The sequence below is a fragment of the Candidatus Harpocratesius sp. genome (assembly GCF_054039255.1).
In genome coordinates, this window is record NZ_JBPLBG010000074.1 from 1 (window position 1) to 26,660 (window position 26,660).

26 protein-coding genes are annotated in these 26,660 nt (G+C 29.9%); 21 read left to right on the plus strand and 5 right to left on the minus strand.

Annotated features, from left to right (window positions below; translation table 11 throughout):
* The 5 genes from ACXLDF_RS16640 to ACXLDF_RS16660 all read left to right on the plus strand — a co-directional run.
* Positions 1-816, plus strand: an 816-nt coding sequence (locus tag ACXLDF_RS16640; protein ID WP_457559680.1) for a hypothetical protein, incomplete at its 5' end; no start/stop codon positions are given.
* 353 nt (positions 817-1,169) lie between these two features.
* On the plus strand, positions 1,170-1,397 hold the full coding sequence (locus ACXLDF_RS16645; RefSeq protein WP_457559681.1) for a hypothetical protein: 228 nt from the start codon (positions 1,170-1,172) through the stop codon (positions 1,395-1,397).
* Positions 1,398-1,422: 25 nt separating this feature from the next.
* Positions 1,423-1,851 (plus strand): type II toxin-antitoxin system VapC family toxin, encoded by a 429-nt coding sequence (locus ACXLDF_RS16650; RefSeq protein ID WP_457559682.1) that lies wholly within the window; start codon positions 1,423-1,425, stop codon positions 1,849-1,851.
* Between the two features lie 434 nt (positions 1,852-2,285).
* Positions 2,286-3,164: an ABC transporter ATP-binding protein gene (locus ACXLDF_RS16655; protein ID WP_457559683.1), complete on the plus strand. Its 879-nt coding sequence runs from the start codon at positions 2,286-2,288 to the stop codon at positions 3,162-3,164.
* Complete coding sequence (locus ACXLDF_RS16660) at positions 3,154-3,900, plus strand: hypothetical protein (RefSeq protein ID WP_457559684.1); 747 nt, start codon at positions 3,154-3,156, stop codon at positions 3,898-3,900. The genes ACXLDF_RS16655 and ACXLDF_RS16660 overlap by 11 nt, the downstream gene beginning before the upstream one ends.
* 307 nt (positions 3,901-4,207) lie before the next feature.
* Here ACXLDF_RS16660 and ACXLDF_RS16665 read toward each other — a convergent pair whose 3' ends face one another.
* The gene (locus ACXLDF_RS16665; RefSeq protein WP_457559685.1) at positions 4,208-4,714 is read right to left on the minus strand and encodes a PIN domain-containing protein; all 507 of its coding nucleotides are present in this window, start codon (positions 4,712-4,714) and stop codon (positions 4,208-4,210) included.
* The gene (locus ACXLDF_RS16670; protein WP_457559686.1) at positions 4,711-4,965 is read right to left on the minus strand and encodes an AbrB/MazE/SpoVT family DNA-binding domain-containing protein; all 255 of its coding nucleotides are present in this window, start codon (positions 4,963-4,965) and stop codon (positions 4,711-4,713) included. The genes ACXLDF_RS16665 and ACXLDF_RS16670 overlap by 4 nt, the downstream gene beginning before the upstream one ends.
* A gap of 565 nt (positions 4,966-5,530) precedes the next feature.
* On the opposite strand from ACXLDF_RS16670, the gene ACXLDF_RS16675 reads away from it, so the two are divergent.
* From ACXLDF_RS16675 to ACXLDF_RS16690, 4 genes are all read left to right on the plus strand, one after another.
* Positions 5,531-6,535: a CBS domain-containing protein gene (locus tag ACXLDF_RS16675; protein WP_457559687.1), complete on the plus strand. Its 1,005-nt coding sequence runs from the start codon at positions 5,531-5,533 to the stop codon at positions 6,533-6,535.
* 1 nt (position 6,536) lies between these two features.
* Positions 6,537-8,087 (plus strand): zinc ribbon domain-containing protein, encoded by a 1,551-nt coding sequence (locus tag ACXLDF_RS16680; RefSeq protein ID WP_457559688.1) that lies wholly within the window; start codon positions 6,537-6,539, stop codon positions 8,085-8,087.
* Positions 8,088-8,388: 301 nt separating this feature from the next.
* Positions 8,389-10,101 (plus strand): right-handed parallel beta-helix repeat-containing protein, encoded by a 1,713-nt coding sequence (locus ACXLDF_RS16685; RefSeq protein WP_457559689.1) that lies wholly within the window; start codon positions 8,389-8,391, stop codon positions 10,099-10,101.
* A gap of 154 nt (positions 10,102-10,255) precedes the next feature.
* Positions 10,256-11,038: a hypothetical protein gene (locus tag ACXLDF_RS16690; RefSeq protein WP_457559690.1), complete on the plus strand. Its 783-nt coding sequence runs from the start codon at positions 10,256-10,258 to the stop codon at positions 11,036-11,038.
* A 379-nt stretch (positions 11,039-11,417) separates the two neighbouring features.
* Here ACXLDF_RS16690 and ACXLDF_RS16695 read toward each other — a convergent pair whose 3' ends face one another.
* Positions 11,418-12,014, minus strand: coding sequence for a pentapeptide repeat-containing protein (locus ACXLDF_RS16695; protein WP_457559691.1), 597 nt, complete (start codon positions 12,012-12,014; stop codon positions 11,418-11,420).
* Positions 12,015-12,042: 28 nt separating this feature from the next.
* Positions 12,043-13,167: a hypothetical protein gene (locus tag ACXLDF_RS16700; RefSeq protein ID WP_457559692.1), complete on the minus strand. Its 1,125-nt coding sequence runs from the start codon at positions 13,165-13,167 to the stop codon at positions 12,043-12,045.
* Between the two features lie 108 nt (positions 13,168-13,275).
* On the opposite strand from ACXLDF_RS16700, the gene ACXLDF_RS16705 reads away from it, so the two are divergent.
* From ACXLDF_RS16705 to ACXLDF_RS16755, 11 genes are all read left to right on the plus strand, one after another.
* Positions 13,276-13,701 carry a hypothetical protein gene (locus tag ACXLDF_RS16705; RefSeq protein WP_457559693.1) on the plus strand — a complete coding sequence of 142 codons (426 nt, stop codon included), beginning with the start codon at positions 13,276-13,278 and terminating at the stop codon, positions 13,699-13,701.
* A 43-nt stretch (positions 13,702-13,744) separates the two neighbouring features.
* On the plus strand, positions 13,745-14,158 hold the full coding sequence (locus tag ACXLDF_RS16710; protein WP_457559694.1) for a hypothetical protein: 414 nt from the start codon (positions 13,745-13,747) through the stop codon (positions 14,156-14,158).
* Positions 14,148-14,552, plus strand: a complete 405-nt coding sequence (hepT, locus tag ACXLDF_RS16715; RefSeq protein WP_457559695.1) for a type VII toxin-antitoxin system HepT family RNase toxin — start codon at positions 14,148-14,150, stop codon at positions 14,550-14,552. The genes ACXLDF_RS16710 and hepT overlap by 11 nt, the downstream gene beginning before the upstream one ends.
* A gap of 57 nt (positions 14,553-14,609) precedes the next feature.
* Positions 14,610-15,812, plus strand: coding sequence for an acetoin utilization protein AcuC (locus ACXLDF_RS16720; protein WP_457559696.1), 1,203 nt, complete (start codon positions 14,610-14,612; stop codon positions 15,810-15,812).
* A gap of 33 nt (positions 15,813-15,845) precedes the next feature.
* Complete coding sequence (locus ACXLDF_RS16725) at positions 15,846-16,601, plus strand: HAD family hydrolase (RefSeq protein ID WP_457559697.1); 756 nt, start codon at positions 15,846-15,848, stop codon at positions 16,599-16,601.
* A gap of 32 nt (positions 16,602-16,633) precedes the next feature.
* Positions 16,634-17,365 carry an HAD family hydrolase gene (locus tag ACXLDF_RS16730; protein WP_457559698.1) on the plus strand — a complete coding sequence of 244 codons (732 nt, stop codon included), beginning with the start codon at positions 16,634-16,636 and terminating at the stop codon, positions 17,363-17,365.
* Between the two features lie 141 nt (positions 17,366-17,506).
* A complete protein-coding gene (locus ACXLDF_RS16735; RefSeq protein WP_457559699.1) occupies positions 17,507-20,284 on the plus strand; it encodes a hypothetical protein in 2,778 nt (925 codons plus the stop codon).
* A 111-nt stretch (positions 20,285-20,395) separates the two neighbouring features.
* Positions 20,396-21,931, plus strand: coding sequence for a hypothetical protein (locus ACXLDF_RS16740; protein WP_457559700.1), 1,536 nt, complete (start codon positions 20,396-20,398; stop codon positions 21,929-21,931).
* A gap of 290 nt (positions 21,932-22,221) precedes the next feature.
* The gene (locus ACXLDF_RS16745) at positions 22,222-22,386 is read left to right on the plus strand and encodes a hypothetical protein (protein WP_457559701.1); all 165 of its coding nucleotides are present in this window, start codon (positions 22,222-22,224) and stop codon (positions 22,384-22,386) included.
* Between the two features lie 185 nt (positions 22,387-22,571).
* Positions 22,572-23,822 carry a GNAT family N-acetyltransferase gene (locus ACXLDF_RS16750; protein ID WP_457559702.1) on the plus strand — a complete coding sequence of 417 codons (1,251 nt, stop codon included), beginning with the start codon at positions 22,572-22,574 and terminating at the stop codon, positions 23,820-23,822.
* 78 nt (positions 23,823-23,900) lie between these two features.
* Positions 23,901-24,572, plus strand: a complete 672-nt coding sequence (locus ACXLDF_RS16755) for a hypothetical protein (protein WP_457559703.1) — start codon at positions 23,901-23,903, stop codon at positions 24,570-24,572.
* Positions 24,573-24,672: 100 nt separating this feature from the next.
* Here the strand turns inward: ACXLDF_RS16755 and ACXLDF_RS16760 are convergent, their stop codons facing one another.
* The gene (locus tag ACXLDF_RS16760) at positions 24,673-25,251 is read right to left on the minus strand and encodes a Rab family GTPase (protein ID WP_457559704.1); all 579 of its coding nucleotides are present in this window, start codon (positions 25,249-25,251) and stop codon (positions 24,673-24,675) included.
* A 302-nt stretch (positions 25,252-25,553) separates the two neighbouring features.
* On the opposite strand from ACXLDF_RS16760, the gene ACXLDF_RS16765 reads away from it, so the two are divergent.
* Positions 25,554-26,228, plus strand: coding sequence for a hypothetical protein (locus ACXLDF_RS16765; RefSeq protein ID WP_457559705.1), 675 nt, complete (start codon positions 25,554-25,556; stop codon positions 26,226-26,228).
* The last annotated feature ends 432 nt before the right edge of the window (positions 26,229-26,660 follow it).

The window sequence follows — 26,660 nt, forward strand, 5'->3', positions numbered from 1 at the left end:
TTTCCAGTTCCAGTTATTCTTAGTGATGAATATTTAGATGTACCCTGTCCATGGAACGATGAATTTGGATATTTTTTTCGGATTTCTGATTATTATTGGCGTATGGGTGTTGATCTCCGTAAATATAGATGTACAAAGATTGGAACAAAGTTTACAATCCCTTTACCTGGGCCTGATATCGTACCGGTAGATGAGGATGGTCTTCCGTATGAGACCTACTGGTTGTTTTATGCGGTATCTCGTCGAATAAATTCCGAATATCCGATACCACTTTACGATAGGAAGGGTATTCCTCTGAATTCATTTCAGAGATCTAGGCAAACAAAAATGAATCAAGATGAGGAGTATTTAAAGAGTTGGAATTATAATCCTGAGCCTTTTAATCGGGATACGTTTTTGAAGGTTTTTCGTGCAGGCAATGGCTTTTTCGGTATTTTTATTATTGATGATAAGTATATCAAAAATCAAATTCCTTATCTCGACGATGTCGACTTATATATGGAGACTACTCCTTTTTTTACCTACGAGCAGATGTGCAAGGAGCGAGAGCCCTATTTTGTGCCCCTTTTCACGCCTACTGTTCCCGATTTGGCAGTAGCTTATGTGACTCTCAAAAATAACCCCGATGCTGTTCTGGATGATCGCCGATTTCCGCATGGCTTTACTGAGCTTCATCGTGCTTGGTTGATTAGGGCAGCAAATCCTTCAACTATTGAATATCTTCAGTTACATGCAGGTTCAGGCGATGAGGTTTTGACTGAGATCTTGCTGAAGAATAAAAAGCAGTTGCCGAACTCGCCTTTTTATTTAATTTAAGTTTAGGGATTGATTTAGTTATTTACCTTAGCCATTCGTTTAGTTATTTACCTTAATCATTCATTTAGTTATTATATCTTCCAAATTAGGAATGATTCTGTTAGATTGTTTTTTTTTTCAGGCAGAGGGTCATATTTTCAACTTTGAAATCTTCACATTTTCTTTTACACATTCTTGTAATAGTCATTTCAGACTGTGGATAAGTTTTGGGGATTTTTGATTTTTACATAATTTCATGTAAACATGTAAATAGATTTTTATACATAATTTATTTTATTTACTATATGCTTGCTCGTTCAACTGTGGCGGTTAATTTACAGACCCGTCTACGTCTATAAAAATTATCCGCTTTATTGGATTTACCACAAGGTGAAATCATTAAAAAAGCTCTTGAAATTTATGAGAAATTTCTTTTTCAAAAATCGTCAAATCTCGAAAAAAAAACTAGTAGTAAAGAAGTCCAAAAAATATTAAATCAATCATTAACACAACTTTGGAAGCAAGATCCTGAGCGAAAAGCTTTAGATTTAAAATTATTGTCGAATAATGAGGATTTCGATGAATATATTATAGATGATTAGATGATTTACCTTTGGAGAATTTAAATTGAAACACACACCACATCAAAATAGAATAGCTCTCGATACAAATATTTTTCGTCATCGCGATTTTATTGCGTATTTAACCATTCACAACTCTGAATTTGATATCTATTTACCTACTATAGTTCAAATTGAAACGGGATATTATTACATTTTGCGCGGATTTACCTGGGAAGATTTTCAAAATGATATTTCTAAATTCAATGCTATTTCCATTGAGTGGAACTCAAAAAATATTCCGAAATTATTAAAATTCGTAAAAAAAAATAAATCTACTCTACCTTTTAAACATCATTTTCGAGATTTCATGATAGGTACTGAATGTGAAGCATTAAAATTAGATCTTATTACGAATAATTCAAAACATTTTCAGTGGATTCCAAGTATTACAATTTACACTTCAGAACAATTTATTCAGAAACTAATTGATTGAAATTGAAATAGATTCTTCTAATTGTAGTGTATGCTTATGATGAAGAAATTTATTAAGATATACGAGATGCGGTGCATTAATTCATCGTATTTATTTAGTATTACCATTTTTTATTTGCCAAGGATAAGCATATTTACTAAGAGTTTGAAATGAATTAACTAACAAATTTATTAGATAAAATATTATATATGTAATTCATTAACTTTCTAATTTATTTAAAAATTTTAATTTTTCCTGCTTTCTTTGAAAAATGTCGTCTAATTAGAGAAGAAAATTCTAAAAAGAAAAATAACTAAATAACTCAAGAAATTACAATATTTTATTGATCATGAATTATTCAATTCATTGAATTATGTTGATTTTAATGGCTTGATTATTCAGAATATTACATCCAAATTGATATTAGTGAATATTACTAAGTAGATGGGAAAATAATGTCTAATTTAATAGAAGTCCGAGATATACATCATAAATATAATTCAGAAAAAGAAGTATTAGGTGGATTGTCCTTTTCTATAAAAAAAGGGGTGATTTTATGCTTATTAGGAAAGAATGGGGCAGGAAAAACTACATTACTAAGAATATTAGGGACACAGCTTAAACCTACTTCAGGAACTATCAGAATTTTTGGAATTGATAGTCTTAAAGAACCTGAAAAAATTCGAGGAAAAATTGGGGTTGTTCCACAAGGAGCAAAACCTAACATGCAACTTTCTGTATATGATAATATTTTTTATATCGCTAATATCCGGGGGATGAAGCGTCAAGAAGCAAAGAAAAAAACCCTTAAATTAATTAAGCAATTGAATCTGGAAGAATATAAAAATCAGATCGTTGCAGAACTATCTGGTGGTAATATGCAACGGGTTATGTTAGCAATGGTATTAACGACTGATGTAGAATTGTTATTTCTTGACGAACCAACAGTTGGGATTGATCCAGTTGGTAGACGTGAAATTTGGAGGATGATTAAGCAACTCGCATCTAGTGGGATTACAATATTCATAACAACTCATTACATGGATGAAGCCGACTTTTTAGCAGATAATTTATTGGTTTTAGAAAAAGGGGAGATAATTTTTTCAGGAACCCCTGCAGAAGCTAAAGCACAATCACATGAGAAAACAAAAATTACGTTAAGCCCAAAAATGAATGATATAGAAAGTGAACCATTAACTATAATTGCAGATTCTCAAGAAGAAATGATAGATATTATATCACATGCAATAAAAGAAAAGCGTTTTATTCAAATTAGGCAATCTACGTTAGAAGAAGCATTTATTCAAATGGTGGGGGCAAATCATGACAATTAGGTTTCGAGATGCTTTTTATATTGGATTATATGATATCTTGCCTTCTTTGAAAGATCCGCTTATTTTCGTGATTCGGATGTATTCTGTATTTTTACCTGTATTCTTTGCATATATTTTTTTAGGGATAAATGGGTTGATTAGTTCTCTTCCAGGTGTTATTGTAGTAACATTTACTTTTAACGGAATTAGCGTGGCTGGGTCGATTTACTTAAATAAACATTGGTTTAAATTGCAAGATATTTATGTAGCATCAGGTATTTCGCAATTTACATATATCATGGGATTTGCAATGGGGTCATTTATATTGTCTCTTCCAAATGTACTTATTTCTTTTGGATTATTAGTTATTTTAAAAAAAATTACGCTTATAAATTTGTTTATTGTTTTAATATGTGGTGTTGCATTATGGATTGCATTTATTCTTATTGGGTTCTTCATAGGTACTTCAATTAAAAGTATTAAACGAGTAGATTCTCTCCCTGAAATTCTTGCATTACTTTTTGGATATTTACCACCAATTTATTATTCTGTTTCAAGTCTTCCTAATTGGTTACAACCTTTGACTTTTATCATTCCAACTGCTAGTGCCGCAGCATTATTTAAACATTATATGCAAATTGAACCGTTAAGTATAGTCTATCAAGTAGTAAGTTGGATTGATATCGTACTGTTTATATTGATTCTGATCATTTTGGTTAGAAAATATTCTCAATGGGTAGATTCATACAAGGTTTAAAGCAAAAAAGGGGTAAAAATCTGTATTTTTCTTTAACCTTTAGTGCGAATAAGTTTTTTTCTTCATTTTTCTTCAATTTTCTTCATTTTTCTTCGATTTTCTTCATTTTTCTTCAATTTTCTTCATTTTTCTTCAATTTTCTTCATTTTTTCTTCATATTCATGTCTATTTTTGAATTTTATATAATAAATAGAATCAATTGAAGTCCATTCGTTAAAAATCATGTTGATTTGTTCTGTAGCATATCATTTAACCGTATTAATGGTATCATCTCTATACTGACATCCTTTTTTTAAACCTGAAAGACTCATTCTGTTTCTAATAATTTAGACAATAATATCGGGGGCTTCTTAAGGTCATCAAGCCAAAGATAAAAACGAGGATTAGTTGAAATTATTTGTTTAGCCAAAACTTCGTTATTTTTAATATTTTTCAATAAAGTATTATCTGCGGTAGCAAAACAATCCGAAAAATATAATGCAGTCGTAAAGATGAGACAATCGAGTGTATCATTATGTTCGTTTCTTATCGTGTAAGCAATCTCAAATAGATTTGGATGGGATTTCCAATTGATTGATTGCAATGGGCTACGATAAACCAATGTATCTATCCCTGCACGAATCTCATTAATAGTCAATTCTGAATTATGACAAATTTTCATCCCTTTTGCAACTAATTCAAAGATGGATAATTCACAATATGCATATGTGTGTTCTTGTTTGTTCAAAATCATCTTGAGTTTCTTCCCCGAAATATTCGAGGGTTCAACTTGAATGAATGGTAATAAAAAAGATGTATCTAACAAAATATTCATTGATTTATTTCCTCGCTAAAATCTACTTTCAGTTGTTTCCATGCTTGTTTGCTAATTTTAACTTTTGCGGGGCGATCTAGGATATCCTGATAAGAGAATACTTTTCGAATTACCAGTTTGTCGTTCACCACGCTCAATATCACCGATTGGTTGGAAGTGAAACCTAATAATTCTCGAATCTCTTTAGGGGGGAAAATTTCTCCCTTCGACCCAATTTTTACAACTTGTTCTTTCAGAAGTGTAATTCCCATTTTCTAAGGATATATAAGAAACTCGAATTATTTAATTTTTTCGAGTATAAAATTGGTATCTTGATAAAATAAATAAATAAATGAATCAAATTAACTTCAAAATTTGAAAGAATTTTGTTCACAATTTCATCCTTAGTCTCAAAATTACAGTGCGAATAAGTTTCTATTTTTGGCAATAATTTTTAATAATAACATCAGAACTCTTTAAATCACTCCATGACTTGCTTAAGATGTATTTAATTGTAGGAAAAAGTCATATTTTAAAATATACTCAAAATTACAGTGCGAATAAGTTAATCAGGAAAATGGAGTAAAATATTTCTTCAAACTAATTCGCACTAATTCACACGATATAGTATAATGTCATCATAAAAATAAAAAAAAATATTTTGTAATATAACTTTAAGTCAATTACTATTTAAAAGAGACAAAAGCTTTAAACTGTAAGAGAGTGCAAAATATTACGTAGAAGATTTTTTTGATTTTTTGATAATATTTAGTATCAAGAAATCTTGAAAAAATAAAGAAATATAAAAATTTTTTTACAAGGTGATTTGTGATTAATATGACGAAAAAGAAGCCAGATTATTTTGTGAAGGATCTAGTAATCGATGATGAATATAGCATTATTAATTCGGATGCTACTATCGTTCAAGCAGCACAAAAAATGAAAGAATTGGCAATTCCTGATTTAGTGGTAATTGATAAAGAAACAAAAAAAGTATTGGGAGTAATTGCAGATTTTGATATTGTGCAAAATGTAGTAGCAGATGGTAAAGATCCAACAACTGTAAAAGTCACTTCGGCTATGTATACAATAGAGCCTGTTACAACAGAAACTAATGTCATCGATGCTTTCGAACGGATGCGTGACCTACATGTAAATGTAGTTCCTGTGATAGAAAACGATAAGTTGTTGGGGGTAGTTACAATCCAAGATGTTTGGAGCTATATCCCTGATGAAAATATTGATGAAATAGGGTTGATCCCAGTTGAGAACCCAAAAAATGCAGAATTCTGGTTTGCGAGTGTTTGTGCAACCTTTGCTTTAATTTTGGGATTTGTTCTTCCTTTGATTGGTGTAGTTGGATTCTTTAATGGAATTCCTCAAAATGTAGCAAATGATCGAGTATTACACTTTTTCTTACTTGACGCACATGGAGCTAATTATTATATCTCTTATTTAGATGTTGCAGGAAGATATGGATTTTGGATTGTTGTTATCATTTGGAGTATAATTACGCTGATTGCGGGGATTTTGGGATTTTTTTCCATAATTTACGCGAGTTTTTCTGATTTCCAACATTTTCGGACTAATCAACTTGTTAGAGTAATTCTACCATTTATAATGATTGGGGCGCTAATTATTGAATGGATAATTCTCGCAATTGGAATGGGCGTCATGGCAGTTGCTGGAAGTATTTCTGTGAATATATTGGGCTTGATATTATCGATTTTAGCGATAATTTTTGTCATTTTAGCTTTATTCCGGGATAATGTGTTCCGTCAATCAATTGATACTGATATTAATACCGCAAAACCAGCGGTAAGTGGAGCAGGAGGTAAGTAATATGCCCCGTGGTGGCGGCGGCTTTGGTGGCGGCGGCGGATTTCACGGTGGTGGATTTCACGGAGGTGGATCACGAGGATTTTCAGGCGGCTTTCGATCAAGTAGTTTTTCTAGATCAAGCCATTTTCGTGGTAGTTCTTCATTCTCACCCCGTTCTTCAGGTGGAAGACCTTTCGGCCGAACAGGGGCAAGTCGAACATATTCAAGTAGAAGTCGACGGGGCCCATATTCTCATAGTTATTATTATCCACATCGATATTACTATGGATATTATTATCGACCATGGTATTATCGACGCCATTGGTGGTATGGATATTATTACCGTCCATGGTATTATGCGCCAGCATATTGGGTAAGTGGGACTATATTTTTAATTATGTTCTTATTGATTTTTCTCCCCCTTTTTGGCATCGCAATCGCATATCCATTTAGTTCTGGTTCAACTGGAGAAATAAATTATCGATCTACCGAAACACTTTATGTGAATGAGTATTGGTATGAATATGAGAAAATTTCAAGTGGAGATAGTATTGATTTTTCAATTCAGTCTTCTCCTGGACCGATTAGTTTTATAATTGCAGACCATCCATTTGATGAATTTCCTGTAATTGATCAGAATTTGCAATTTTCTTTCACACCTGTTTTGAATTATAATGATTTTGAATACTATCAGATCTTTTTAAATCCTGGTTCGCAAATTACATATCAATATTCAAGTGATATCCCTATTGATTTTCTAATCATGGATGGAAATAATTTCTATGATTGGTATTACTATAACAGTTATTCGACATATGACGTAGATGTAGATTCACTTGGTTCAAGTGGGACATTAAACATTCCTGATGGTTATCAAGATTATTATATCGTGGTTTATAACTCCCATGAAGGCTCAGTAGCAAATGTGAATGTATTTTTGAATATTTTCATGGCAGATGTTCCAGATTTTTCATCCGCACTATATTATGAATATGGAGTAACTTCTATTTCACAACATAATATTGTAGTTCCTACAAGTGGTACATGGTATTTTTTTGTTTATGCTGATCCTTTATTCAATGCAGATGAATATGTAGATATTACTTTTGATGTAACATATGATACTTCGAGTAATCCTGTATCTGTCGAAGAACAATGGGCAAATGCTCGGCCTACATTAATTTGGATTTTAATTATTGCAGGTGGCTTTTTGACTATAACGATTATAGCTCGACGAAAGCAGAAAGCCAATAAAGATAAATTAAAGAAACCTGGCACTGCTGCATCAACGTTATCATCAACATTATCAACGAAAACCTCAAATGAGACAAGTGGAACGTCTATTGATCTAAATGCGAAAAGTAGCATCATAAAATGTAGCCAATGTGGAACAAAGATGGAACCCGATGCAGTATATTGTCCGAATTGTGGTAAAAAGAAAGAAGGACGATCTTTAGGTGTTCCCATCAAAACCACTCCTGGAAATAGAACTTATTGTAACTATTGTGGTGCAAAATTACCCAAAAGCGGAAAATTTTGTGAAAGTTGCGGAACTCCTATACAAGGTAGATGATAAACTAATTCGCGCCATAAATTATTATTTTAGTTGTAAAATAATGATTCTTTTTTTATTTTTAATTTTATTTTTCTTTTTCTTTTTCTTTTTTTTTTTCTTTTTCTTACTGTAAAAGACTGCAGATAGTTTCACTGACACTATTTCTTTTGTGCGAATATGTTTTAAAAGGTTAGATCTGTTTCAATCTCAAATTCATTTTTGTGCGAATAAGAGCCAATTAGTGCCGATTAGTTTGTGTTAATATAAATAGATCGAAAATCTTTTTAAGGAATCTTGTTAACAAAAATGTGAGAGAAAAATGATGTTTAAATTACAACGAAAAAGGATTAAATATTTCTTTCTAAAAAAAACTTCAAATTTTAAGATTTTCTTTATTTTGATTGTTTTTTTTATTATTTTTGCTGAATTTAGTACGGTTGGTTACAATAATGAACAATTTGCATCTGTCACCAATGGATCTGTAGATCTCTTTTATAATTCAGAAAATATCGGAAAATTGAACACAAAAATTCAAAAAGGAACAGTTTTAACACCTATTGAACCAATAAATATTCATTCACCTCAAGATTGGAGTAAATATGATTTTATTACAGGCTCTGGTAGTAACAACGACCCTTATATTATTGAAAATCTAGAAATAATAGGGAATGATTTTATAATCGACACTGATTTACCCTATCCAAAAAATTCAATTGGAATATTTATCATGGACGATAATGCTTCATTTATAATTAGGAATTGTTATATTTCCCATTTTAATTATGGAATTAAAATTAAAACTTATAATGGCTATTTATATTCAAAAACTATTGAAAATAATCAAATTGAATTCTGTGGTTTAGGGATTATGACTGTTGGTCGAAATGTGCTCATTTCTCAGAATTCGCTTAGCGAATGTCGTGTTATGCCTAAAAATAAAATTTTAATTGTAGAAAGAGGATCGGTTTTATATAATGAATTTTATGGTGGAATAGGAATATTGACGAGGTACTCATCTTTTGATGACACAATCGTTGAGAAAAATGTAGTTGATAATTGTGACATAGGAATACAGTCAAAAAATGGTTCATGTACCTATACTGACAATGAACTAGAAAATTGTGGTTTCATTGTAGACAAGTCTAATCCTTTCGAGAACATTTTTGAAGGAAATACTGTCAACAGTCGGCCTATGGGTTTTTTTGTGAATCTAAATAATTCACCATCTCATCCATTGATAATTGATGGTAATGAAAAAGCATATTGCCAACTTTTAATTTTTAATTGCTATAATGTTGTAATCAAAAACCTTGTAATAGATAATTCTTCACTGGGTTTATTATTAATTCGTAATCACAATATTACTTTAAGTAATGTTATTGTGAGTAATTGCTTGCAAGGAATGTATCTTGAATATTTAGTTCAAGATCTTAATAATAATGTATTAAAAGATTTTCTTTATTCAGAAGAGATCGCATTACGAAATAATAAATTAGCTCTTCAGATTTTTGCGAAATCTTTGTCAGAAACAACAGATTGTAGTATTAATTTTAGTATCCAGGAATTTACTGAGAATGAAAATGATGTTTGGTTTGATTTCAATTATTTTACTAACCAAACTTACACATTTCCACTAGGAGTAAAAATAAATGTAGATAATTACAAGTTTCAAACAGGCTATCAAATGGAAATATTCTATGAAAATGAGTCATTTACTGAATTTAGCAATTCAACATCTCGTTATAATTATGAATTTGGCTCAGATCTTCCCAATTATCAGTATAATTTTACTTTAAATAAAGAGGGTGATTATTTAATCCGTGTTCGTAGAATAATGAAATTTGGTGATGAAGAAATTTATGGGGATTATCAACATTTGAATATTACTATTATCGATACAACAAAAACCAATTTTAAATTGAATTTACCAAGTTATCCTTTTGAGTCTCTATTTGTGACTATTTTAATTCCAATTATTTTTGTAATTTTTCAGTATAGTCGAAAGCAGATGAGAATAAAAGATATAGACTAATCGACACTTGTGAAACAAAAATCTTAATCATTTTTTTTTTTATAAAATTTTATTTCTATTTCAGGTAAATTTCCTTCACTACCATTGTTCTTAAATATGCTGGCAATAATTGTAAGTAACTTTATTTCGATAAAGTTAGGATGTGTGTTTACTTATGAAAAGACAATTAATTTTATGGAATTTTTTAATTTTTACAATGTTGATTTTTTTGAATATTTCAACAGTGCAAGCTGATTGGACGCCTGGAGTGAACGAAATTGCACCTTTAAAAGATACCTATTTATCTTTATCTGGTGCTTTGGCTGAACCCAATAATAATTTTGGTGGTGCCGAATCACTAGATGTAGGAGATGGAATTAAAGGGATTTGTATGTCTTTAATTTCTTTCGATTTAGGATCAATTCCAGATGATGCCAATTCTCTTATGTATTCAAGTTCTTGTGTAGCATTCGGAGATGCAACTTGGACTGTGCACGTTTCTGTAATAATTGGTGCAAATTGGGAAGAATTACAGATTTCAACTGTGAATAATGATATAAATGCAATATCAATTTACAGTAGTAATACAGGAAATCTAACAGATATAATAATTACTGGATCTACGGATGAAATTTCATTGAATTTATCTGATTATTTGGATGAATCTGAGATTACTTTGGTATTTTCGCCAGATATCACTGTAGATGGATCTTGGATTACAATTCAAGCCAAGGAGAATCAATATTTAGGTTCGTTTTCTAATCCTCCACATCTCAAATATGATGTTCCAGAAACTGGATCTTCAGATGACACTTTATCAAGTTCTACAGATGACTCAAGTGATGAAAGTTCAGAGAATTCGAGTGGATCAAGCATTGTTGGAGGAGTTATTTTAATTGGGATTGTGATTGCTGTAATCGTAATTTTGAAGAAAAAGAAGAAAGCAGCTATGGTATAAAATAATAATAGTTCTCATGATTTTTTTGTAGTGAAAGGTATAGATTTAACTAATCTACACTTTTATTTTTTCAAATAATTTTTTTTCTTTTTGTTTTTTTTTTATTATTGTAGATTGTAGATTATTGTTAAGGCACAAATATTCTTTCCTTCGCTGAAATAAGCAAAACTTGAATAATTTTTATTTACAAGAAAAATAATGAGATATATTATACTTTTCTTGAAATTCTGTTTAATAATCAATTTTTAACCAATTTTAAACCAATTTTTAACCAATTTTATGATACAATTACCAAAATATATGATTCCATTGAAAAAAAGTAACATACTCTCTAAAATGGGTAATACCCCTATGATATACATTTTTAATTAAATATTCCTCAATAAATAACATTTACAAGATTAGCACCTGGAAATCGTGCATGTTTGAGATTTGCATTGGTAAAATCAGCACCCATTAGATTGCAATTTTCAAAATCTGCGTATTTTAAGTTTGCATTTTTAAATGAGCAATTTCGTAAATCGGATCTAGAAAAATCTGTTCCTATGCATGTAGCATCATCAAAACAAGTATCTTTTAACATCGAATCAGTAATAAGACTGTGATTTAAATTAATTTTATGCCAATTCATTCCTTCTGCTAGAATACCAACTAAATTTGCATAAGGTAATGAAATTCCTACTAATTTTAGTTGATCTAATTTTCTATTATTCAAAACTGCTTGTCCTTTGATTTCTTTTTTACCAAGATATATTCCTAATATCACTCCATTTATATTCATTGTTTGCCATTGACCTCCTCCACCTCCATTTCTAATAAATTCTTGATGTTTCTGAAGGATTTGTCGAAATTCTTGAGTTGTAACTGCTGTAGATGATTCTGCTATGTGCCTAAGGTGATTATAATCCACGTCAGAATAATCTGAACCTGGTTTGTCTGATAATGGAAAGTGTTCTTGTAAAGTTGGTTTTGGCATTATTTATTACTCAATTCCATTTAAACATTTATAATCGTGGATAAAGAACAGTTGGATCAATAATAATTTCTTCTAAATATCGAGATCGAATTTGGTTAAATAAATCTGCTGAATTTTGTAAATTTCTCTGTTCAAGAAGTTTATGAAATGCTTGTGGTTCAACCAAACCTAATTTGCAATCTGCAGTCAAGAATTCTAAGATATCTAAAGGACTGGTCAAAATTTTATAATTAATTTTTTCTGGCCACGATTTAGTATAGCGGAACATTTTTTGAATTTTTTTATGAGCCGAAATGTAAATTCCCCGGGTATCATATGAATCTTGTGAAGTAGACATGTCAATGTCTTTAATGTAGCTTTTATTTTTTTTTTTTATTTGTGCAGCAAAATCTGTAAAAATTTCTTCACTATATGTTTCATTATCACTGGAATTTTTAATAGAATTGCGATTAAGAAAATCTAAAGATTCCAAGGTATCCAATTCTCCAGTGGTAATTAACAGTGCTTTTCCTCCTTTATTAGAATAATTATAAGTCTGGAGAACTTCTTTTTCTCCTACCTTTGTAGATTGATGATAAGCTTTAATTTCAACAAATAAAGCGCGTTGACTTTCAATTTCTGCTAAATTTGGATGTTTATTGGATTCTTTTTTATTGGAAACATATAAAATTTTGCTTGCTTCTTTCATTGGAAGGAGTAAACAATCAGGATTAACTTCTTCTAAGCGAGGTTCATCAAAAGTCAAGTATTCTAAAGTGTTAAAAAATTGCTCTACAATCCATTTTAAAGCTATTTCACGAAGACTTCTTGCAATTGGAGAAGAGGCTGTATTGGGGGGAAATTTTACTTTTGGAGGCGTAATTTTCATTAATTTATTTACAAATGGGTCTTTTGACTTTGTATATATTAATCTAATGGGTTTTTGATTGTAATAATATAATATTGCACTACGTTGCTTTATCTTTCCATATTGATAATGAATATGTTTAATGATATGTGGGCGCGCTTCATTAGCATATTGTTCTCGAAAAGGAATTTTTTTTGAAGAAGCACGAAATTCTTCTTGATATGGTGAATCTATAAAATTTTTTGGAAGATTTCTAGATAGTGGATAATCAATTTTCAGAGGATGTAAATCAGTTGAAATCAGCATAATAAAAAAAACACGTTATAAACTTGATTATTTTTTATAATTTCGGAAAATTTTTCAAGTTTGTTCATTTTTTTTTTCATGAGAACGATATAGTTAAAAGTGATATACATGTCCAATGAAGAAGATATTGAATTAAAACGCTTACGGATGCAGAAAATGCAAGCTATTTTAAAACAAAAAAAATTAGCTGAGCAACGTGCTAAGCAGAAAATACCTACTTTAGCAGAAAAGATCGATCAATTGATCAATGTGTTGCTGGCACCTGATGCTTTACAATATCTTCAATATATAAAGAAACAAGATATTGAAATTTATAACAAGATACGTCAAAGTCTTTTTCCTCCTAAAATTCTTCAAGAGATTGATTTGTTGATGACATATCTTTATCAAGGTATGATTCGTAGACATGTAGTTTCCAAGACTGAAATTATGTTTTTAGAGCGGAAAGCTCGTGGAATTGAGTCTCAAATCCGAATAAAGAAACAAGGAGAAGAAGCAACCACCTTATCAAATTATTTGAAAGATGATAACTAAGTAAATTTATATATTTATTTAGCTGTATGTTAGATAGAGTTTAATGCGGCAAATATTGACAGAGATGCGGTTAAATCAATTAAAATCTGATGATAATATTATTAAATTATTAAAAAATGTGGAAAATGACCCAGAAATACTTGCCATTGTTGTTTTTGGGAGTTTTCTCTCTCAAATATCTTTTCGAGACATTGATATTTGCCTAATTTCATATGAAGATAAGATTAATCCAAAATTAGAATTGAGATACAGAGTTTTGTTACCAGAGAAATACGATATTCGTTTTTTCTATAATTTACCATTATACATTCAAAATGAAATAATAGAAACTGGGACAATTCTGCTAAATAAGAATTATGACACATTATTCGATCTATATTACAATAAAATCAAAGAATTTAATTTATTCTCTCCTCATTTTAACACATTTTTGGAAGCCCTAAAAGATGAACAATAAGCATCAGCGTATATTTATTAAAATTGCCGAATTAGAAGAGAATTTGTCTTTATTTTCGAAAATCATTCCTAAAACTGAGAAGGATTATATTTCATCAAAAAAGGATCAATTAGCTCTTGAAAGATTATTTCAGATATGTATTGAAGAAATTATCGATATAAGTGCTATTCTGATTAAAATCTTTAAATTAGGAGTACCTTCAAATGAAGAGAATATTTTTGATTTATTGAAAGGAAAATTGGATAATGTTGAAGTTTTAAAAGAGATGAAACGATTTAGAAATGTAATTGTGCATAAATATGGAAAAATAAATAATCATCTTGTTTTCCAATATGCTAATGAAAGAATTAAAGATTTCTACAATTTCATTACAAATGTAAAAAAAATCATCTAATTGTAAATTTGGTAAAAATTTCTAAAACTTTTTTTGCTTTTGTGCTGATTTAAAAATATGAACCCCGTTGGTTTTGTCTATACTGAAGACTATAATCGTTATAATTTCGGTGAAGGACATCCACTTACTCCACTTAGAATTGAAGTTACTTATGAATTGATGAAATCATATCACCTTCTTGATCATTCTAATATTAAAATTATAAATCCCACACCTGCTACTGAAAAACAAATCTTACGGATTCATACTCAAGCTTATTTAGATAAATTAAAGGAATTAAATCAAATATCGCGCCCTTCATATAAATCTTATCCCGAATTTGGGTTGGGTCCTGGAGACAATCCTATTTTTCCTGGAATGTATGATGCAGCTTTGGCTGTTTGTGGTGCTTCTATTGCTGGTGCAAAATATTTACTTGAAGAGAATCATTCACGTGCTTTTAATGTAACTGGCGGGTTACATCACGCAATGCCAGGTATGGCATCAGGATTTTGCATTTTAAATGATGTGGCGGTAGCGATTCAATTCATTTTGGATAGAAATCCTCCAGGTACGAAAATTATGTATCTTGATGTTGATTGTCATCATGGAGATGGAGTTCAATGGATTTTTTATGAAAATCCCCATGTACTAACCCTATCTTTTCATCAAGACGGTCATACAATTTTTCCTGGTTCAGGACATTTAAACGAAAACGGTAAGGGAAACGGAAAGGGTTATGCATTGAATGTTCCTTTTTTGCCTGGAACTTTTGATCGTCTTTATCTTGAAGCTTTTGAGCGAATAGTTCCTGCAGTAATGGATGCCTATCGTCCGGATTTTTTAGTTATGCAATGCGGAGTTGATACCCATTTCATGGATCCATTAACAAATGCTGGTCTTTCAACTGAAGGTCAAGAAAAAATCTTTAAAATTGTTAATAATTTAGCATCAGATTATGCTGGTGATAAATTTCTCGCCCTAGGTGGAGGGGGTTATAATATTGGTGTTGTTGCTCGAACATGGTCAATGATTTTAGCAAATTTGCTAGGTGTCCAAATCGAAGAGCCCTTACCATCAGAATGGTTAGAATTTCTTGAGAAAAAATGGGATGATTCCAGTATTCCACTTCCCACTTATCTTCGAGATCGAAATTTCTATATTGAAGAGAAACAATTAAAAGATCCATTTTGGACTGATTCACTTGAAGCACATCTTGATATGATTGTGCAGAAATTTGAAGATGACTACATACCTGCTATCAAAAATAATGTTTCATAGTTATAATCTACTGGGAGACAATAGAGTAAAAAAATGATTGATCCTCATCCACCCATAATAATTTTTGACCTTGATGGTGTTTTGTTAAATTCTCAAGGACATTTATTAGCTGCATTTGAAGCGCTACGCTATCCCTGGATTAAATGGAATCAACCGCTCGTTTCTGGGATAACTCCTCTTGATATTATTCGTATGTTTGAAAAATCCGCAAAAGCTCGCAGTTTAAGTAGTTTACGTGCAATGACTTCTGAATTTATGCAATTAATTCCAGGAAGAATTCGCCGAATTACCTTTTTCATAAAGTTCAAACGGCAAATGGAAAAATATGATTGGAAATATAATGAATTTTTTCCTGGAACGATTGAAATGATTAGGAATCTCTCAGAAAAAGGTATACTTTTTGGTGCAGCATCTAATTCATTTGGAAATCGAGTCGAAAAGTGGTTTGAATATAAAAGACTTAATGATATAATTCAATGTGTAGTTACTCGTGATGATCGGAAAGTTTTAGGAGTAAAACCAAATCCAAGGGTGTTATTGGGGTTGCTTGTGCGTATGAAGCAACATTATCAAATTCCTCGAATCGACCGGAATTTAGTTGCGTTTGTAGGGGATAATGTATCAGATATTATTGCAGCCAAACTAGCAAAAGTAAAATCAATAGGGGTTCTCAGTGGCCATGCTTCAAAAACGGAATTAGAGATGATGGAACCAGATTTTCTTTTAAAAAGTGTTATCAAAATACCAACAATTTTAAATAAATTATTTCCAGAATGGAATGAGCGATAATTTTTAAAAGATCATCTATTTTTCACATTAGAATGCAACATCCCTTTGTTCTACTTTTTGATTTTGATGGAGTACTTTTACATTCAAAAGGTCCACAACGAATTATGCGACAAAAATTACAAGATCCGCGTTTTAAGTGGCATCATTTGGATAAATATTCTCTCACTCCAAATGATCTTATCAGAAGATTTGAAATGTCATCAAGAGCTTCAAACATTGCCAGTATTAAAGCGATGTATCATAATTTTAAGGAAATCTTGCCTCATCCCTTTCAACGATGGCGTTTCTTTTTTCAAGTTGGTAAATCTAAACAGAAATTTGAATGGCAATATAGTAGTTTATTTACTGGTGTATTTCAAATGCTTGAAGATTTAAGTAAGAAAGGGATTATTATGGGAATTATTACTAATTCTGAAAAGAAACGTTTGGAGAAATGGTTAAAACGAACTCAGATTTCACATTTCTTTTCTGTGGTAATTACTCGTGATGATCGAAAAAGATTCTTAGTAAAACCTGATCCAAGACCAATATTGGGGGCACTTTTAATATTGAAAAAAAAATTTAAATGGAATTCAATCGATCGCCGTATAATTGCATTTGTTGGTGATAATGTTTCAGATATTCGTGCAGCAAAAAATGCAAACATAAAATCTGTGGGAGTCTTAACAGGTCATGGAAAAATTGAAGCATTAAAAGCAGAAAATCCCTCGTTGTTGCTTAATTCTGTTTGTGAATTGCCTCAAAATCTTAATCTTTTATTTTAAGTTATTTATAAAACTTATTCGCACAACTAATTTACAATCATGGTTTTTTTCATTTTACAATATAAAGTTACCAATGTTTTTTTTGGCTTACATTCTAACTAATAACCATTCGAGCACAAAATACTAAAATGGGATGTTTTTATGTTAATCGAAATTTCAGAGGATAAATTAGATAAAAATCTATCAAAAATTGTAAATAAAATTAACCAATTCTATGAAAAAGGAAAGATCACTAAAATTTCAAACCAGATCGACAAAATTTTTTCAATTTTAGATAATCGTCCTTCTAGTGCATATATATATTTATATATTCTATCGATTTTAGTTGAAGAATTACCTGATTTAATTTCACTAGATTTTATTGATCGAATTAAACAATCTTATATCATAGAAGGAACGATTGATGAGCGCGCTAATGCTATAATAATTTATGGATGGACACTATTGCATTCATTTGAAAGTGAAAGATCTGTAGATAACGCATTTATTCAAAGTTTTATTGAGTTATTAGGTGATTCATCTTTAGAAGTAAGATCAAATACTGTATTTTTTTTAAATCAATTTCCTGAAGAATATAATGCTGTTTTTTTACTGAATCTTTCTATTTTGACTAATTGTTTGAAAAATGAAAGCAATTCAGAAATTCTTGAATTTCTTGAAAATATATTACTTCGGATTCAACCTTTAATGAGTATTAAAATTTTAAAATCCTATCTTAATGACATTGTTCAAATGTATGAAGAAAGTAATATTCCAAAACGTAGTGATGTTCTCCTTAATTTATTACAAATAGAAATTTTTGGATTAAAAGAAGCCATACAAAAACACCGAACAAAACGAGATTTGCTCCGTATTATTCATAATCGTCCTCCATTAGTAAGATACATGGATTTAAATGAAATTGCTGAAAAACAGCAATTAGATGTAGATAAAGTCGAAAACTATTTGCAAGCTGAAACAGATGAAAATTTGTATTATTCATTAGTATTTACAGAAAAACATCATAAAAAGATGCTGATATTTGATAAACAAGAATTATTTCAGTTCTTATCAGGGGCAAAGCTGGAACTTAATTTAATAATAAAAACATTTACACATGTAGGAATTACAAACCATGCAATTGGGGCAATTTTATTGCGTGATTTAATTGATAAAGGGGAAATTGAAGGACATTTAACAAAACAATTTTTCTATAGCAAAGATTTTATCAAACAAGAGATTGAAAAAGAATTGACAAAAATGGGGCTAATTAATATTGAGACATTGAAAAAACGCTATAATTCAAAATTAATTGAAGAAATTCTTGAAGAAATTACTAATAATCCACGATTTTCTGGAATCTATTCTAAAGATAGAACTCAATATTATACGTTTGCTCGACTTAAACAAGATATTGAAAACAAAATGACCCGTAATAACGTAATTGATTTGCGAACTTACCAAGATCAATTTGGATATGAAAATTTTCTAAGATTGGAACAGTTTTGTCGTGAGCAATTATTTAATGAATTTCACAAGGATCATTTATGGTTAACAAATTTGGGAATGACACGAATCCAACAATCAATTCGTACATCTGAGCAAATTGGGGAAGCTAATTTAGAAAAAATCTCAAAACAATTAGGTATTCCTGTAGAAATTTATCGGAAGGTCGTAAAACCAATCTTTACAAAAAAGAATGGATTTTGGAATCGAAACAATACTGTTTTCTATTTTTCAAAATATGTAAAGAAGAGAATCGCAGAAATTCAATCAGAACCAAATGTTGATATAAGAAAGTCTAAAATTCATGCTTTAGCAGAAGAATTGCAAATCGGAGAAGAAGAAATTTCTCAAAAAGTAGATGAAAAACTAGATAAAATTGCTAAAGAGCTTATGAATGTTGATGAAGTCGAAATAAAACCTTTAATGCGCGATTTACAGATGGACTATTCAGAATTACTTCAGTTTATAGATAGTTTGGGCCATCCTGATGGATATCTTATTCTGGATAACAAAATAATCTTTTCTGCTAAACGAATTCAAGAAGAAAAATCTAAGATCTCATCAATGATATTGAAACAAGCTGCGCGAAATAATATTTTAGATGTAGCAAGACTGTCTTCCCGAAATAAGGTTGCTCCACAATTGCTTATTGAGGCAATTCAACAAAATAAATCTTCAGGAAAAATTCAAGGACTATGGCTTCAAGAAAACGAAAGATTTCTAACTATTAAAGGTATTTATAATCGGATGAAGAATGCTGAAGGATATATTGATTTAAATTCATTCCTTGAGGAAAGAACGGCTGATGAAGAAGAAATTGAATTTTTAGAAGGTATCTTAAAGCAATTGATGGATGATCATATTCTTTCAGGTGTTTATGATAGTTCTACCAAAGTCTATCAAAATGATGATATAGCATCTAAAGCCAGTTTAATAACTGAAAGAGAACGCTTTACAAAAGAAGTATTGCCCCTTATTGAAGATTTGGAGCGCGCATATACATATTTAAGCGAAATATTCCTTAAAAAAGATATTCATCCTGGAGATATTGAAGAATATGATGAACTCTTAGAAAATACAATTAGAAAAATATTCAATGCTGAAGCTACAATTAAAAGAATGATAAATAATGCAAATCGTCGTTTAAATCGGGATCTTTTATCATCTACGCATAAAAAAGAACGTTCTTTAAAAAAACAAAGATCTCGTAATTCAAGGAAAAAATCTACCAAAAAACTTTTTAATTTTAAAGATGATGAGGATGTTTCGATATTACTCAATGATTTTGCCAATTGGAAAGATCTTATCTTAGCAATTGAGCAGAAAAAAGGTGAAATTGTGTTTTTAAAGAAAAAAATAAAAGCTAATCCTAAAGATATTGAATCAAAGAACAAATTAGAGAAATTATTGAAATATCTTGGATTTACAGAATAATTCTATCAAGGTTTTGATTATTCGGCTTCTTTTTTTCTCTTTTAAATAAAAATGAGTAGGCGAATATTTAATCATTTGAATATTTATTAGCATGTATTCATTTGATAAAATATGGTGGATACCACGGGGATCACTTTAGAAGAATTTGTGATCTATTCAAGCCCTCGATATTATCGCTTAATTTTTGATGATATTAAACCCAAAACTAAGAATGGTGATCTTGTTTCAGCCCTTAATGAATTAAAACGAGCACGAATTTTAACTCGCTATTCTCATTGGGATAAAATCATACTCACAGAACCTCGTGGTGATATTTATAAAAAATTGATTTCACAACTTTTAGAATTAAAAATTCTGCAGGTTCCTCAAAATAACGGCTTGTTTGATTATCGAAGTGAATCTGGTAGGCGCGCTATAATAGAATTGATCCGATTTTTATCTGCCAAATTTGATTTTACTAATTATATGAATTATCTTCACATCCCCTTATTTGATTCTGAAAAGAATCCTGAATGGATGAATTTATTTGGTGAAGGATCATCATTGAATATTGATTACGAGTCTCAAGAAGGTAGACAAAAGTTAGTAGAATACTTACAGAATGCAGGTAAAAAGCATTCTCGACAAACAAGGTTCATGCACGATACCATTTCACAGCAAAATCGACCCATTCAACTTAATTTGAAAATTTTGAAGAAATTTCTTCAGAATCACGGCTTAAAGCGTTCTGAACCTCTATTCAATCATTTTAATTCTGCAATTCCTTCGGTTTTTGAAATAAAAGATCGAAAATTTTACGTGAATCTTGCTGAATTAACTAAAATAAAAAAAATTCTTTCTAAATACTTGTTAGATTTTGATACAACTGAAAATACATGGCTAAATGATTATTTTAGTTTACTAAAATTACCTACAGGAAATTCTGGTCTTTTTGGATTTCAAGTTGCAGATGAAGTTCAATATGCTTCTAAAACTGATGCATTCTTAAATCTTGCTGTTGAAGGACCCAGAATATTTGCAGGGCAATTTTCAAGTGTTAAAGGATTGGGTGAATTGCGTGAGATCATGTTTCCAATTAATCCTGTTGAGAGTTTAGTTATATCTTGTAAAGATTTAGATTTGCTCTATTATTTTACAATTCCCTCAGAAAAATGTTCTTTTAAAATTCGTGAAAATCTATTAAGTATTAAAAACTTCCCCGAAAAATATATTACATCAAGGAAAGGTAATGAGTTTGGAAAATTAATTTCCCGGAGTCGAACACTGCGTGAAGCACAACTTATTCAAAAAATACTACGTGAAGAATCAGAATTTAAAAAAAAACAACTTCGTCAAGAACTTCACCAATTAAAAGCAGGCCTTCAAGAGAAGATGGAAAATTTATCACATGTTAGTGCGAGTTTAATTACAATCTGTCAAATGATCTGCATGAAATTTAATCGAGAATTTGCTTTGACTAAAACTATTTGTATCTATGAACATGGATTAATTAATCTTGTTGACATTGGAGGGGCTTATCAAATTTTAACTTCTGTAACCATCGGAGAAATAGAATATGGAAGTATTTTAAGGAAGACTATGGAAAAAATAGAACAATCTTTAGCAGAAATTGTGGATCTAAAATACTCTTCTAAGACCTTGCAGTAAAATCAGAAAAACAGATAAAAAAGAATCAACATTAAATATACAATTATTAAATTTTATAAAAGAAACAAAAAAAATAAAGAAGATAAATGAAATAATGAAAATGATGGTTTTATGGATAATCCATCTTAATTTATCTTCTATTTCACACCAATTAAAAAGAATTCTATACTTTCAAAAATAGATATTAAATATTATTTTTCAAGTAGAATGATCAAGATTATTATTATTTGATTAAAAGCTAAATATTTCAAATCTTGCTCTTATAATCTTATAGAGATGACTGACAATTTATGAGTGAACAAAAAAAACCTGCAAACGTACAGAAAATTAAAAATCTTCCTAAAAATAATTTATCCAAAACTATGAATGAAATAGATAATCTTTCAGAATCACCTTCTTCAGACATGAAACCAAAGATTCATTACCCTAATGGATATTTGACTCGAATTCCATAAAAAAATAATCTTATTTAGCTAGATCCAAACTAATTCGCACTCAGGATGAATAGAATAAAGTCCAATTATTTTTTACTCAATTTTTGAAGATATCTCTTTAAATATTCTCTTTTATTAAGTATCATAATTAGCTCTTCATTTTATAATAGAGCTTTTGATATATCCAATCACTAGGAGTATTCATTTTGACAATTGAACAAATTGAAGTTAGAAGAGCCGAATTAGCAGATAAATCAGAAATAATGGAATTAAACCACCTTAGTTATGGATTTTCTGCTTCTGAGATCCATGATATTGAAGTAAAATTCGAAACAACCTATGAAGATCACTTAGTTGCAACAAAAAACGAAAAAATTGTTGCAGTACTTCGCAATATTCCACTATTCCAAAATATTCGTGGTATTTTCAAACCAATGGGGGGAATTGCAATGGTTGCCACAAGTCCTGAAAATCGAGGACAAGGGAATGTTCGTAAACTAATTACTGAAACATTTTTCGCTGAATATAAAGCAGGAATGGCAGTAAGTACTTTATATGCCTTCAAAGATTCATATTATAAGCATTTTGGTTATATTAATACTCATCCACACCGATTTATTGAAATCAATCCTGCCTGGTTGTCTAGATGGAATGCACTTCCTGAAGGTTATCAAATACATAGAACTTCAGTCGATAAAGCTACGAAAATTTATGAAACGTTACATAATCATACAATATCTCAATTTCATGGAGGAGTCAAGCGCCCTCTAAAAAGATGGAATGAATTATTAAAAAATAATAAAAGCCCAGCAGTAATTGTATATAACCCAGATGGGATTGCTGAAGGATTTCTAAGTTATTCGATTTCTGGTTATGGATTTCAATTATTTGGAGAACACGATATTGGTACATTCAATCGAGTTCGATTTTTACATTCTAGTTTAGAAGCCAAGCATAGTCTGTTTTATTATCTTTATTTTCATCGAGATCAAATTCACAAAGTTGTTTTACCCTTATATCCTCATGAATCGAACTACTTTTCGTGGTTACAAGGGTTCACAAAAGTTAATATACGCCAACATTTGCAAACAATGGCCAGAATTATAAATATTGAAGAAGCATTTAAAGATATTCAGGTAGAAGGAACTGGCAATTTTATTTTCAGTATTTCAGATCCTCTCGCTCCATGGAATACAGGTGTGTACAAATTAGAAGCTATTGAAGAATTAAAATTTCATCAGCATAATTATCGGCTTGATATTTCAAAGATAAGTTCAGAATTGGATAGAACAAAACCTATATTATCAATTGGTGCATTAACTGCTTTGCTATACGGTTCTTGTTCTATATCAGAATTAATATATTTTCGCTGGATACATGGATTGAAAAAAGAAAATAGAGTTATTCTCAATAAGTGGTTTCCCCAACAAACCTATTGCCTTTCAGAATTTTTCTAAGATTTTATGAACAATTGAGATATGATTTCATTCAAAAATTGTTAAACATTTTTAAGGAGAATTTTCCTCGATCTATCTATGAAAGAAATTCGGATAGAATGTCCATGTGGAGAATTTTTTTCCTATAAATTTGATCCACAAGATCTTAAATTAAAAATAAGACATTCTTCTTTCCCACCATTTCTTCTTAAACATAAAAATCATCTAATTACAGTTCTACTTGATAGAGAATATAATATTTTAAGGGTGGAACAAGTAATTTTATTGAAAAATAGCAATTTAAAATCAATTATCCTTGCTAAAGAAAATCACAATAATGTTGAAGAATCAGTTCACAAACTTATTCGATTTATTGATCCTCGTTTTCATTTTTTACAATTTCTCTCGAAAGTGTTGAAAGAATATAAGTCAGAAGAAGACCAATTTATAGCAGGTCGTATTACAGGAAGATATTTATGGCATAAACGCCGAGAACCAATATTAAAGATGGGTGCAACTTTTTCCGCTGATCCAACAATGATTTTATCTGAAGAAATTTTGCCTATTTTTTCAAAAACAGCTCAAGTCAAAGTAATTCATGAAAATAAATTTTCTTATGTGCTTGAAAACGTAATTTCAACCAAATTTATGATAGGAATGACAGAAGGTATAGTTAATGCTATTCAAAGTTTTATGCACACAGATTTACCTGAATTTTTAGAATTTGTTGTATCTGGTTCTTCTATTTTCTTATCAATTATCAGTAAATAATAGATTAACTTAATAAAAATCAACTATTTTTCAAACTTATTCGCACTTATTAGTCCTTATCGACAGCTAGTGCGAAGTTTACAGTTAATTGCAATTTCTTTTAATTTTGTAATTGATCTGCTTTTTTAGAGATTTGAGCATGTAAGGAGTATTTTTCCCAAAGAATCATTTCTTCGCAGATTGCGAAAGTTCCATCGATATTATAATTATCTTTTGCAGAAGCGAAAATATATCCATATAAATTGCATTTATCTCGATATTTCTCATAGAAATTTATAAGATCTTTTTCATATTGTTTTTCTTGCTCTTGTGAAATCAAATCAATTTTATTGCCGACTAATAAAATTGGAATAGAGATATTTTCTTTAATAACTAGATCTATATATGTTGGAATATCAACAAATGTGCGATATCTGGAAAGATCAAAGACAATCAGTGCGCCCTCTATGCCTTTAATATATGCATCATGCATAAATTGAAATCTTTTCTGGCCACCTAAATCGACTGTATAGAATTGACCCTGACCATCATCAATCTCTGGATTTCTAATAGGAATAAATTCAATATCCACACCAATTGTTATTGTTTTATTTTCTTGAAAAGATTTTGATTTTTTCATTTCAAGGATTGAACTTTTACCACTACCTCCGGCACCTAAAAGAGCAATTTTATGGATCATAAAATTATACCTTTATTTGTTTATGTTTATTGATTTGTAAATAGAAAAATACTAAGAATTTAAAATACAATTTATATAGTATAAATAGTATCATTATACGTTAATATTTATTATATTCATTTTGAAATTTTTCCAGTTTTATAGTTTTTTTTTCTTTTTAAGGAATTCTTAATAAAAAAAGTATTTTTCTTTATTTTTTCATGAATGTTCTTTTTTTGATTTAAGTTAACCTTTTGAATGAACTATTTTAATTAAATTTTCCATAATTAAATATTTAAATCGATTCTCTCATAGATTAAGATATGAAAAAAATTCGGTTAGAATGTACTTGTGGAGAAACATTTGCATATGAAATCGATCCAGATCAAATTAAGCCAGAATTTGGAACTTCGGGAATACTTCCTATTCTTGTCTCACATAAAGATCATTTTATTACTGTCTATTTGGATGAAAATTTAAATCCACGGAGTATTGAACGAGTTCTACTTGTTAAAGATCAAGAGTCGTCTGTTTTTGTTAAATCTACTAGTAAAATAGATATCGACGATACAATATCAAAATTGATCAAAAATAATGATCCAAATTCTCATTTTTTAAAATTTTTTTCACAAGTTATTCAAAAAATCAAAAATTCTGAAGATTTATTCATTTCTGGAAGGATTACTGGTCGTTATTTATGGCAGAAGCGAAGAGAGCCGTTATTAAAAATGGGTGCTTCTTTTTCTATTGATCCTGAGTTGATTTTAAAAACAGAGCTTATTCCAATTTTTGAAAAAAGTGCTAAAATAAAAGTTATACAAGAAGATCGGCAATCAATTGTCTTAAAAGATACTTTATCGCCACAGTTTATGATTGGTCTTGCTCAAGGAATGCTTGATGCAATTCAAGAATATATGCATTCTGTATCAATAGTAATCGAATATGTTATGACAGGTTCTACAATCTTTTTGAACATAAGAAAATCAGAACAAGTATGATGAATTTTTTATGATGAATTTTTTAGGAATTCAAAGCATAAAGTGGTTAAATTGTTATTTGATATTTGAAATGGCTAAAGTTAATTAGTTAATAGTTAAAGTTAGTTATTTACCATACCAATCGCTTTGCTTCCTTGTGTTTTTTGCTCCCATAAAATCATTTCTTCACAAATTGCAAAAGTTTCATGAATATTTGTTTTTTCTTTTGCAGAAGTAAAAATGAAGCCATATAAATTACAATTTTCTTTATATTCATCGATTAATGAATTTAGATCCTGTTCAAATAGTTTTTTTTTTTCATCATCAATTGAGTGTATTTTAAGATTAATCTAATTTAAGTTTTTTGCCTTTACTCCATTATTTGACTCCCTTTTGCTCCCAATATCCCAATTTTGACCGCATCGATTTTCCCTAATGGTGATTTGAACTTTT